Annotated in this window: 10 protein-coding genes; 6 read left to right on the plus strand and 4 right to left on the minus strand. The window is 59.6% G+C overall.

Annotated elements, in window-relative coordinates; translation table 11 throughout:
• Window positions 1–2: 2 nt before the first annotated feature.
• A complete protein-coding gene (locus DXT96_RS01045) occupies window positions 3–1,130 on the plus strand; it encodes an ATP phosphoribosyltransferase regulatory subunit (protein WP_153513239.1) in 1,128 nt (375 codons plus the stop codon).
• Window positions 1,127–1,819: an ATP phosphoribosyltransferase gene (hisG, locus tag DXT96_RS01050; RefSeq protein ID WP_149898657.1), complete on the plus strand. Its 693-nt coding sequence runs from the start codon at window positions 1,127–1,129 to the stop codon at window positions 1,817–1,819. Before DXT96_RS01045 ends, hisG begins: the two co-directional genes overlap by 4 nt.
• Window positions 1,820–1,885: 66 nt before the next feature.
• Here hisG and DXT96_RS01055 read toward each other — a convergent pair whose 3' ends face one another.
• The 4 genes from DXT96_RS01055 to groES all read right to left on the minus strand — a co-directional run bounded on the left by DXT96_RS01055 (window position 1,886) and on the right by groES (window position 5,557).
• Window positions 1,886–2,332, minus strand: a complete 447-nt coding sequence (locus DXT96_RS01055; RefSeq protein WP_149898658.1) for a DoxX family protein — start codon at window positions 2,330–2,332, stop codon at window positions 1,886–1,888.
• Window positions 2,333–2,485: 153 nt separating this feature from the next.
• Window positions 2,486–2,920, minus strand: a complete 435-nt coding sequence (locus DXT96_RS01060) for a hypothetical protein (RefSeq protein WP_149898659.1) — start codon at window positions 2,918–2,920, stop codon at window positions 2,486–2,488.
• A gap of 632 nt (window positions 2,921–3,552) precedes the next feature.
• Window positions 3,553–5,187 carry a chaperonin GroEL gene (groL, locus tag DXT96_RS01065; protein ID WP_153513240.1) on the minus strand — a complete coding sequence of 545 codons (1,635 nt, stop codon included), beginning with the start codon at window positions 5,185–5,187 and terminating at the stop codon, window positions 3,553–3,555.
• A 73-nt stretch (window positions 5,188–5,260) separates the two neighbouring features.
• Window positions 5,261–5,557, minus strand: coding sequence for a co-chaperone GroES (gene groES / locus DXT96_RS01070; RefSeq protein WP_003522946.1), 297 nt, complete (start codon window positions 5,555–5,557; stop codon window positions 5,261–5,263).
• 372 nt (window positions 5,558–5,929) lie between these two features.
• On the opposite strand from groES, the gene DXT96_RS01075 reads away from it, so the two are divergent.
• The 4 genes from DXT96_RS01075 (at window position 5,930) to DXT96_RS01090 (ending at window position 11,842) form a co-directional block, all read left to right on the plus strand.
• The gene (locus DXT96_RS01075; RefSeq protein WP_153513241.1) at window positions 5,930–6,778 is read left to right on the plus strand and encodes a TIGR01459 family HAD-type hydrolase; all 849 of its coding nucleotides are present in this window, start codon (window positions 5,930–5,932) and stop codon (window positions 6,776–6,778) included.
• A gap of 43 nt (window positions 6,779–6,821) precedes the next feature.
• Window positions 6,822–7,802, plus strand: a complete 981-nt coding sequence (locus DXT96_RS01080; protein WP_142839169.1) for a bifunctional riboflavin kinase/FAD synthetase — start codon at window positions 6,822–6,824, stop codon at window positions 7,800–7,802.
• Window positions 7,803–8,082: 280 nt separating this feature from the next.
• Window positions 8,083–10,986: an isoleucine--tRNA ligase gene (gene ileS / locus DXT96_RS01085; protein ID WP_153513242.1), complete on the plus strand. Its 2,904-nt coding sequence runs from the start codon at window positions 8,083–8,085 to the stop codon at window positions 10,984–10,986.
• Between the two features lie 199 nt (window positions 10,987–11,185).
• Complete coding sequence (locus tag DXT96_RS01090) at window positions 11,186–11,842, plus strand: hypothetical protein (protein WP_149898664.1); 657 nt, start codon at window positions 11,186–11,188, stop codon at window positions 11,840–11,842.
• The last annotated feature ends 12 nt before the right edge of the window (window positions 11,843–11,854 follow it).

Here is an 11,854-nt window from a genome sequence, read left to right on the forward strand (position 1 = left end):
CCATGCCCCTGATCGACATGCCGGAATTTTCCGGAGAGCTACTGGAAGAATTCGCCGCGCGCCGCACGAGCCGCGTGAATACGCCCGTCATCCAGCCTGCCGAACCGTTTCTGGATATGGCCGGCGAGGATTTGCGCCGCCGCATCTTCATGACGGAAAGTGAGACGGGAACCAGCCTCTGCCTGCGGCCCGAATTCACCATTCCCGTCTGCCTTCGCCATATCGAGACGGCGACCGGCACGCCGAAGCGTTATTCCTATCTCGGTGAAGTGTTCCGTCAGCGCCGTGAAGGTGCGAACGAATTTTATCAGGCCGGCATCGAGGATCTCGGCGATACCGATATTGCCGCCGCCGATGCCCGCGCCGTGATCGACGCGACCGGAATATTGAAGCGGCTGCTGCCCGGCCGCACGCTTGCCGTCACGCTGGGTGACCAGCAGGTGTTCGAGGCGGTGGTCGCGGCCCTCGGCCTGCCACTTGGCTGGCAGAAACGGCTGGTGCAGGCTTTTGGCGACATAGTGCAGCTTGAAGCACTGCTCGAAAGCCTCGTGCACCCCAAACCCATGACCGGTCTCGACGCGCGGGTCGCCGGCCTTCTGGCAACGGGTGACGAGGCGGTGCTGGTCGATTATCTCGATACGGTGATGCAGGAAACCGGCTATTCCACCAATGCCAGCCGCTCGCCGCAGGAAATCGCCCGCCGTCTGCGGGAGAAGCTGGCGCTTGCCGCCACCCGCCTGCCGGATGAGAGTTTCGAGCTGCTCAAGCAGTTCCTGGCCTTGCAGGCGCCTTTGCCGCAGGCCTCGCAAATCCTCCGCGACTTCGCCGAAAAGGCAAAACTGAAACTGGACGGTGCGCTTTCCGCTTTCGATAAGCGCGTTGCAGCGCTTGCCAATGCCGGTGTCGATCTTGAAACCGTGACCTATGGCGCGGCTTTCGGTCGCCCGCTCGATTATTATACCGGCCTCGTTTTCGAGGTGGTGGAAGCGGGCAGTGACAGCGTGCTTGCCGGTGGCGGCCGTTTCGACCGGCTGCTGACGCTGCTTGGTGCGCAGGAAAAAATCCCGGCCGTGGGCTTTTCGCTCTGGCTGGATCGCATCGAAACGGTGCGTGGGAGTGACAAGCCATGATCACCATTGCATTGCCCTCCAAGGGCCGGATGAAGGAAGATGCCTCCGCCGTTCTGGAACGCGCCGGGCTGAAAGTCGCTTCTGTCGGCAATGACCGTTCCTATCGCGGCCGCATCGAAGGACGCGACGATATCGAGATCGCTTATCTGTCGGCCTCCGAGATCGCCCGCGAAATCGGCGCTGGCACGGTGGATTTCGGCGTAACGGGCGAAGATCTGGTGCGCGAGGGGCTGGCAAATGCCGATGCGCAGGTGGAGTTTTGCGCTCGCCTCGGTTTCGGCCATGCCGATGTCGTGGTTGCCGTGCCGGAAATCTGGCTGGATGTGGACAGCATGGCCGATCTTGGCGATGTGGCGTCTGAGTTCCGCGCCCGCCATGGCCGGAGACTGGCGATTGCCACCAAATATTGGCGGCTGACGCAGCAGTTCTTTTCGCGCCAGCACGGCATCCAGCTCTACCGCATCGTTGAAAGCCTCGGCGCGACAGAAGGTGCACCGGCGGCGGGGCAGGCGGATATCATCGTCGATATCACCTCCACCGGCTCGACGCTCAAGGCCAACCACCTGAAAATCCTCTCGGACGGTATCATTGTTCGCTCGGAAGCCTGCTTCGTTCGCGCCCGCAAGCCGGAACATGAGAATGATGCGGCGGTTCACGAGATTGCTTCGCGCATAAAAGCGGCGCTCTGAGAATTAAAAACAAAAAAAAGCCGCCGGAGCGATCCGACGGCTTTTTTGTTGGTTTTTTAATTCGACTCAGGCGTGGGCCAAAGCCGCGCCGCGCTTGGCGTCGACGGAATAGGCGCCCGGACCGAAGGCGGCGAGCAGGATGTAAGCGCCGGCAAGGGTGATGTTCTTCATCAGCATGATGCCGTTCAGTGCATTGATCCAGCCGAGGGCCGGGTCAGGCCAGCCGGGCACGGCAACGGTGCCGCTGTGGAAGACGAGGCCGGTGAAGACGCAGAAGACGGCAAGCGCCCATGCGGCAATCTTCGTCTGGAAGCCGGCGAGAATGGCAAGGCCGGCAACGAATTCGAACAGGCCAGCAAGATAGGCAAGCGCGGTTGCGGCGGGCAGGCCGGCGCCTGCGATCATGCCGGCGGTGCCGGCCGGATCGGTCAGCTTGCCAAAGCCGGAATAGATGAAGATGAAGGAAAGCAGAATGCGGGCGATGAGAACGAGAACGTTCTGGCTGCTGGTCATGGATATCTCCGGTAGATGATCGGCGTGTCGCCGGTTAGCTGCAAGGCAATGTCTGGAGATATCAATGGCCGAAATTCATCCGTCCATAAAGATGAACAATAGGAGACAAATTGTCTTCATTTTGTGAACGAAGCTTATTCGCTTGCGTAATATTTAGGCGGCGAAGCGAATATCTTCGAAACGCGGAAACAGGAACAGCCCGGAAATCCGACCCTGCTGGCCGTCGTCGAAACCGGAGGATTCACCCATGCAGATGACCGGCTGCCGCATGGTCGGCAAGATGGAGACGCCGGTCGAAAAACAGAAACGCGAGGCCGCGGTGGACGCCTGTTCGAAAAGCTCCAGCACACGGGCATGGTCACCACGATCATAACAGCGGATCAGGCTGAGCAGACCGCATTCGCCTGGCGGCAGGCCGTGCATGAAAGACGCGTGTTCACCAAGCCGGAGGACGCCGCTTGAAAGGTCGCTGTTCCATTCTTCTGAAATGAAAAAATGTGACAGGGTTCGCGGATCGGGCATGGTTGCCGCAGCCATAGGCAGAGCATCGTTGCGTCTTGATATTTCAAACAAATCGCGCCCCCGCATGAACATCGTGCCAGCGCCGCTATTTCAAGCTTCGCCGCCAGGTCGAATTTTCACCGCCATCCGCAGTCGAACGTATTTGCCAGGCATTGAAACCCCTTCAATGCTTGCGTCCAGTCGCGGCACCCTTATGGGGGGTGACTTATAGTTTATTTTCTTCCGCCTACAACAACCGCTCAGTGAGAAAATCAAAAATATTATGTATTCCTTCATCGCAATCGCGAAATATATGAAAAAAGACAACTAAATGTCGCACATATAAGCTTGATGAAGCGGAAATTCGGCCGGTCGGCAATGGTGATTCGCCTGTCTTGACGTCCTATTATTGCATAGGTCACCGAAAACAAGCCGGCTAAATTTGCCGCTGTCTCAAAAAGAGACAATATCTTGAGCCTGTGCCCGGCATCTCGCGCGAGAAGATATTCTGCCATCTGGCAAGGCAGTTTTTCCTACGAAATTTCAACAGAAAGGGCGATCCGAAGACCGGCCTTCTGCATTCCAGAGACAGGACCGATTGGAAGTCCATGCTGCGCATCTGGTGCGCTTGCGACGCCGCACCTGCAAAAAAGTATGGGCGGTAACAAAAAAAGGGCGATCCGAAGACCGCCCTTTCCTTATTCCAGAGACAGGACTGATTAGAAGTCCATGCCGCCCATGCCGCCGCCAGGCATCTGCGGCATTGCCGATTCCTTCTTCGGAAGTTCGGCAATCATGGCTTCGGTGGTGATCAGCAGCGAAGCAACCGAAGCTGCGTTCTGCAGGGCTGTACGAACAACCTTGACCGGGTCGACGATGCCGAGCTGGATCAGGTCGCCATATTCGCCGGTCTGAGCGTTGTAGCCGTAGTTGTCTTCGTTCTTGTCGAGGATCTTGCCGACAACGATCGAAGCTTCATCACCAGCGTTTTCTGCGATCTGGCGAACCAGAGCCTGCAGAGCCTTGCGAACGATGTTCACGCCGGCTTCCTGGTCGTCGTTCTCACCCTTGACGGTGATCTTCGTGGAAGAACGCAGCAGGGCAACGCCGCCGCCCGGTACGATGCCTTCCTGAACGGCAGCGCGCGTCGCGTTGAGAGCGTCGTCGATGCGGTCCTTCTTTTCCTTCACTTCAACTTCCGTCGAACCGCCAACGCGGATAACGGCAACGCCGCCAGCGAGCTTGGCAAGACGTTCCTGCAGCTTTTCGCGGTCGTAATCCGAAGTGGTTTCTTCGATCTGCGCCTTGATCTGGGCAACGCGGCCTTCGATGTCGGACTTCTGGCCAGCGCCATCAACGATCGTGGTGTTTTCCTTGGAGATCGAAACCTTCTTCGACTTGCCGAGCATGTCGAGAGTAACGTTTTCGAGCTTGATGCCGAGGTCTTCGGAAATGACGGTACCACCGGTCAGGATGGCGATGTCTTCCAGCATGGCCTTGCGGCGGTCGCCGAAGCCAGGAGCCTTGACGGCAGCGATCTTGAGGCCGCCACGCAGCTTGTTGACGACGAGCGTTGCAAGAGCTTCGCCTTCGACGTCTTCAGCGATGATGACGAGCGGCTTGCCGGTCTGAACGACAGCTTCGAGAACCGGCAGCATGGCCTGGAGGTTCGAAAGCTTCTTTTCGTGCAGAAGGATGTAGGCGTCTTCGAGATCCGCAATCATCTTTTCCGGGTTGGTCACGAAGTAGGGCGACAGGTAGCCGCGGTCGAACTGCATGCCTTCGACGACTTCGAGTTCGGTTTCAGCGGTCTTGGCTTCTTCAACGGTGATGACGCCTTCGTTGCCAACCTTCTGCATTGCTTCAGCAATGTCGAGGCCGATCTGACGCTCGCCGTTTGCAGAGATCGTGCCGACCTGTGCAACTTCTTCCGAGGTGTTGATCTTCTTGGCCTTGGCCTGAAGGTCCTTGACGACTTCTGCGACGGCGAGATCGATGCCGCGCTTCAGGTCCATCGGGTTCATGCCGGCAGCAACTGCCTTGGCGCCTTCGCGAACGATGGCCTGGGCCAGAACCGTTGCGGTGGTGGTGCCGTCACCGGCGATGTCGTTGGTCTTGGAGGCGACTTCGCGAACGAGCTGTGCGCCCATGTTCTCGAACTTGTCTTCCAGTTCGATTTCCTTGGCGACGGAAACGCCGTCCTTGGTGATGCGCGGAGCGCCGAAGGACTTGTCGATAACGACGTTACGACCCTTCGGGCCGAGGGTTACCTTCACTGCATCAGCAAGAACGTCGACGCCCTTGAGCATCTTTTCGCGCGCTGTGCGGCCGAATTTTACTTCTTTGGCTGCCATGTTCAAAACTCCTGGTTTCGAATGGCCGGACCGGGTCCGGCTTGAAATTTAAGGAAGGACGGGTTCGGCTAAATCAGCCGATGATGCCCATGATGTCGGCTTCCTTCATGATCAGAAGGTCTTCGCCGTTGAGCTTGACTTCGGTGCCCGACCACTTGCCGAACAGAACGCGGTCGCCAGCCTTGACGTCGAGAGCGACGACCTTGCCGGACTCATCGCGTGCGCCGGAACCGACGGCGACGATTTCGCCTTCCTGCGGCTTTTCCTTGGCGGTATCGGGAATGATGATGCCGCCCTTGGTCTTTGCTTCGGATTCAACGCGACGAACGACGACGCGATCGTGAAGCGGGCGGAAATTGGTGCTTGTCATTGCCTAATCCCTCGATCAAATGACTTCAGGAACCTTTTGGAGGTTCACGAGATGGGTGTTAGCACTCTCTTTGTTTGAGTGCCAGCGGAACCGAGATAAGGAGGCGTTCTGCCTGAGTCAAGAACGCGCCGTCGGAAAAATTTCACGACTTATGGTTATCAGCGTTCCATGACAGAAATTTCCCATGCGCTGAGCGGCGGGTGAAAACCAGCCCTTTTGGCAACTCCTCATCCGTTACGGGCCTAGCGGGGTTTTATGTCCGCACGGTGGCGGGTGGATTGCAGGCAGGCTCGGCACCGCTTTTTTCCTTGCCATCGGCGTCCTGCTTTGCGATGTCACGCACACTCTTTTCTCGCATCCGGAAAGCATATCATGGCCCATCGCATTCTCACCCTCGGCGAAATCACTGATGGGTTCGACGTTATTCTTTCGGATGTCTGGGGCGTGCTGCACAATGGCGTCAACGCCTTCCCGGATGCGGCTGTTGCGCTGCACGAAGCGCGCAAGGCCGGCAAGACGGTGGTGCTCATCACCAATTCGCCGCGCCCGGCTCCCGGCGTTATCGCCCAGCTGCGCGTGCTCGGCGTGCCGGATGAAGCCTATGACCGCATCATCACCTCGGGCGATGTCACCCGTGGCCTGATCGCGGAAGGCCCGAAAAAAGTCTTCCTGCTTGGCCCCGAGCGGGACATGCCGCTGCTGGAAGGCCTCGATGTCGAACGGGTGGGTGAAACGGAAGCGCAATCCGTTGTCTGCACCGGTTTCTTCGATGATGAGACGGAAACGCCGGAGGATTACACCGAAATGCTCAAGGGCTTCATCGCCCGTAAAGCCCCGATGATCTGCGCCAATCCCGATCTGGTGGTGGAACGCGGTGAGCGCATCATTCCCTGCGCCGGCGCCATGGCCGCCTATTACGAACAGCTCGGCGGCGAGGTCCGCATTGCCGGCAAGCCGCACACGCCGATCTACGAAGCCTGCCTTGCTGCGGCGAAAGAAGTGCGCGGCGCCTTCCCCAAGGATCGTGTGCTCGCCATTGGCGACGGCATGCCGACGGATGTGAAGGGCGCGATTGCGAGCGGCCTCAACCTTCTTTATATCAGCGGCGGCATTCACGCCGCCGAATATACGCTGAATGGCCACACGGACGAGGCGCTTCTCAACGCCTATCTCAAGGGGCAGGGCGCGGCTCCCGGCTGGTGGATGCCCCGCCTTGCCTGAGAAACGTCTGGCTTAAGCCGGCGTAAAATATGGATCGACTGCCATGACCGTCTTTCATCGCAATGAAAAAAAGGAGCCGCTGCCGGACAATCTTCGCGGCGGCGTCATCGCGATCGGCAATTTCGATGGCGTGCATCGCGGCCACCGCGCCGTTCTGGACCGGGCGCTGGAACTGGCGGAAGCGCGCGGCGTTCCCGCGCTGGTTCTGACCTTCGAACCGCATCCGCGCTCGGTGTTCCGCCCCGACGTGCCGGTCTTCCGCCTCACGCCCGCGCCGTTGAAGGCGCGGATTCTCGAGGCCATTGGCTTCCGCTCCGTCATCGAATATCCCTTCGATCGGGAATTCTCGCAGCGTTCGGCGGAAGAATTCGTCCAATCCATTCTGGTCGACTGGCTGGGCGCGAGCGCCGTCGTCACCGGCTTCGATTTCCATTTTGGCAAGGGCCGCGAGGGCGGCCCGGCATTTCTGATGGCGGCCGGCAAGCGCCACGATTTCGACGTGACGCTGGTGGACGCCTTTCGCGACGAGGGGGCCGATGTCGTCTCCTCCAGCCGTATCCGCTCGCTTTTATGCGAGGGCGATGTGGCGGGGGCTGCCGGACTCCTTGGCTATCGTTTCACCGTTGAAAGCGAAGTCATAGACGGCAAGAAGCTCGGCCGCACGCTGGGTTACCCCACCGCCAACATGGCGCTGGCACCGGAGACGGAACTGAAGGCGGGCATCTATGCCGTGCGGTTCCGCCGTCCTGACGGCTCGATCCGCGATGGCGTCGCGAGCTTCGGCTATCGCCCGACCGTCACGGAAAACGGCGCGGCACTGCTTGAAACATTCGTCTTCGATTTTTCCGGCGATCTTTATGGCGAGGTCTGTTCGGTGTCCTTCTTCGGGCATCTGCGCGACGAGCTGAAATTCGACGGCCTCGAACCGCTGGTCGCACAGATCAGGCGTGATGAGGAAGAGGCAAGGGCGATGCTGTCAGGTGTGCGGCCGCTGAGCGAACTGGACGCGAAGATCGCCTTTTGAGCGGAAAGGGCCGACCGACCCCTATTCCGGCCCCGATTGCTGTCGCTTTTCTCTTCCTTTTTACTGGAAAACCGCATAAACAATCCGCCATGTCCCAATACCGGTTGATGTTTAAAACTCAGATTAGCCGAATTATTGGCCCGGCTTTCCGCCCGCTCTGACGAGCCGGAAGGTCCGGGATTTTGGCGCTTGTCATGACAGTCGTCATGGCGCTTTCCGTATTTGCCCTGTTTTAAATTGAGACGGCGCGACCGACATGGCGCGCAACAACGGTACGATTATGAGCGACACCGCAGAAAAACTCGACTATTCCGCCACCCTTTATTTGCCGCAGACGGATTTTCCGATGCGCGCCGGTCTGCCGCAGAAAGAACCGGAAACGGTGAAGCGCTGGCAGGAAATGGGTCTCTATAAGAAGCTGCGCGCTTCCGCCGCCGGCCGCGAAAAATTCGTACTGCATGACGGCCCACCCTATGCCAACGGCAACATCCACATCGGCCATGCGCTGAACAAGATCCTCAAGGACGTCATCACCCGCTCGTTCCAGATGCGCGGTTTCGACGCCAATTACGTGCCGGGCTGGGATTGCCATGGCCTGCCGATCGAATGGAAGATCGAGGAAGCCTACCGCGCCAGGGGCAAGAACAAGGACGAGGTTCCGGTCAACGAATTCCGCAAGGAATGCCGTGACTTCGCCGCCGGCTGGATCAAGGTTCAGTCGGAAGAGTTCAAGCGCCTCGGCATCGAGGGCGACTTCGAAAATCCCTATACGACGATGAACTTCCACGCCGAGGCCCGCATCGCCGGCGAACTCCTGAAGATCGCCCGGACCGGCCAGCTCTATCGCGGCTCCAAGCCGATCATGTGGTCGGTGGTGGAACGCACGGCGCTGGCGGAAGCCGAGGTCGAGTATCATGACGTTGAGAGCGACATGATCTGGGTGAAGTTCCCGGTGGTGGATGCGGCATCCGCTCTTTCCGGTGCCTCCGTCGTCATCTGGACGACCACGCCGTGGACCATCCCCGGCAACCGCGCCATCGCGTTCTCTTCGCGGGTCGAATATGGCCTGTTCGAAGTCGAGAGTGCTCAGAACGATTTCGGCCCGCAGCCGGGTGAAAAGCTGATCTTCGCGAAGAAGCTTGCCGATGAGGCAGCGGCCAAGGCGAAGCTGACCTTCAAGCTCGTTCGCGATGTCAAAACCGAAGAACTGGCCGCCATCACCTGCGCCCATCCTTTGGCTTCGATCGGCTATGATTTCCCGGTTCCGCTTCTCGATGGCGATCACGTCACCGATGATGCCGGTACGGGCTTCGTGCACACCGCGCCGAGCCATGGCCGCGAGGACTTTGACGTCTGGACCGCGCATCAGCGCGAGCTGGAAGCGCGTGGCGTCTCGCCGGCCATCCCGTTCCCGGTCGGCGATGACGGTTTCTACACCGAAGACGCTCCCGCTTTCGGCCCGTCCGCCGAGGGCGGCGCTGCCCGCGTCATGGACGATAACGGCAAGAAGGGTGACGCCAATGATCGCGTCATCAAGGCGCTGATCGCTGCCAATAACCTGTTTGCGCGAGGTCGCCTGAAGCACAGCTATCCGCATAGCTGGCGCTCCAAGAAGCCGGTCATCTTCCGCAACACGCCGCAATGGTTCGTCTATATGGACAAGGAACTGGGCGACGGCACGACGCTGCGTTCGCGCTCCCTGAGCGCCATCGACCAGACGCGCTTCGTTCCGGCTTCCGGCCAGAACCGCCTGCGCGCCATGATCGAAGGCCGGCCCGACTGGGTTCTGTCGCGCCAGCGCAGCTGGGGCGTGCCGATCGCCGTTTTCGCCGACGAGAAGGGCGAGGTTCTGATCGACGAGGCCGTCAATGCCCGAATCCTCGAGGCTTTCGAGGCCGAAGGTGCGGATGCCTGGTTCGCCGAAGGCGCCAAGCAGCGATTCCTCGGCAATGACCACGACCATGACAAGTGGCTGCAGGTCATGGATATTCTCGACGTCTGGTTCGACAGCGGCTGCACCCATACCTTCACGCTGGAAGATCGCCCGGACATGAAGTGGCCGGCGGACGTCTATCTTGAGGGTTCAGACCAGCATCGCGGCTGGTTCCACTCGTCGCTGTTGGAAAGCTGCGCGACGCGCGGCCGTGCGCCCTACAATGCCGTCGTCACCCATGGTTTCACCATGGATGAGAAGGGCGAGAAGATGTCCAAGTCCAAGGGCAACGTCGTCTCGCCGCAGGAAGTCATGAAGGATGCCGGCGCGGATATCCTGCGCCTGTGGGTGATGACCACCGATTATTGGGACGACCAGCGCCTCGGCAAGGCCATCATCCAGACCAATGTCGATGCCTATCGCAAGCTGCGCAACACCATCCGCTGGATGCTCGGCACGCTCGCCCATTATGAGGGCGAGGAGGTTGCTTACGCCGATCTGCCGGAGCTGGAAAAGCTGGTGCTGCACCGCCTGTCCGATCTGGATAAGGTTGTGCGCGAAGGTTATGACGGTTTCGAGTTCAAGAAGATCGCCCGCGCGCTGGTGGACTTCTCGAATGTCGAGCTTTCTGCCTTCTATTTCGATATCCGCAAGGACACGCTTTATTGCGACGCGCCGTCGTCGCTGAAGCGCCGTGCGGCGCTGTCGGTCATTTCCAGGCTGTTCGATTGCCTCGTTTCGTGGCTGGCGCCAATGCTGCCCTTCACAACGGAAGAAGCGTGGCTGTCGCGTTATCCGCAGGCGGAATCGGTGCATCTCGTCCAGTTCCCGGCAATCCCGGCGGAATGGAAGAATGATGCTCTTGAAGCCAAGTGGGACAAGATCCGCAAGGTTCGCACCGTCGTGACCGGTGCCCTGGAAGTCGAACGCCGTGAAAAGCGTATCGGCTCCTCGCTGGAGGCAGCGCCTGTCGTGCACATCGCCGATGCCGATCTTCTGGCGGCGCTGAAGGGCCAAGACTTCGCCGAAATCTGCATCACCTCTGCCATCTCGGTGGTTGGGGATGAAGGCCCGGCCGATGGCTTCCGTCTGCCGGAAGTCGCAAAGGTCGTGGTCGAGCAGAAGCTGGCGGAGGGAGCAAAATGCGCTCGCTCCTGGCGCATCACCACCGATGTCGGTTCCGATCCGGACTATCCGGAGGTTTCGGCCCGCGATGCGGCGGCACTGCGCGAGCTTGCATCACTGGCATGATTTGAAGCTGCGCATCGTTCCTTCTGAAACCGATTCCGGTTTCGGGCCGATGCATAATGAAAATGGCCGGATGAATTGCGCTTTGCCTCTTCATCCGGTACACCTGCCTGAAAATGGCCGGATTTGCACGGCAATGCGGGTTGCCGCCTGCCGAAAGACGATGTCTGGCGCAGTGGGACGGACGGCTGGAAGGGTTTTTATGACGACGATGAAGGCTTTTGGGCAGGCTAATGCGCAGGGTTTTGGTATGTTTCGCACGGTTGCAGGCATCACGGCGATAGGCGTGCTGCTTGGCGCCTGCACCAGCCCGACCTACGGGACAGGTAAGACGTCGGCGGAACAGCTTGTCGACGATCTCGGCAATGCGACCTCGATTACCGGCAACGACCAGGAAAAGCGCAACCTGAAATACAGCCCGCGCCCTGGCCTCGTCGTTCCGGCCCAGTCCCGCGCCGAACAGCTGGCCTCGCCGCAGCAGAACATGGCCAACCGCGAATCCAATCCGCAATGGGTCGAATCGCCGGAAGAAACCCGCGAACGCCTGCGCGATGAAGCGGATGCCAACAAGAACAACCCGCATTACCGCTCACCGCTGCTCGCCGGCAACGGCACGGCTGGTCAGATGACCGAAACCCAGAAATGGGAAGCCTTCCGCAAGGCCAAGGCCGATGCCCAGGGCGGCTCCGTCGTCAACAACCAGCGCAAGTTCCTCACCGATCCGCCGGCCGAATATCGCAGCGTTCCGCAAGATCAGCTGACCGATCTCGGCGAGCCGGAACAGAAGAAGGAAAAGCGCCGCAAGAAAGAAGCGGCCGTGGCAAACACCGGCAAAAGCTGGTGGAACCCTTTCCAGTAAAAGCTGGCCAAT

The organism is Agrobacterium sp. ICMP 6402, from assembly GCF_009498615.1.
Lineage (GTDB): Bacteria > Pseudomonadota > Alphaproteobacteria > Rhizobiales > Rhizobiaceae > Agrobacterium > Agrobacterium burrii.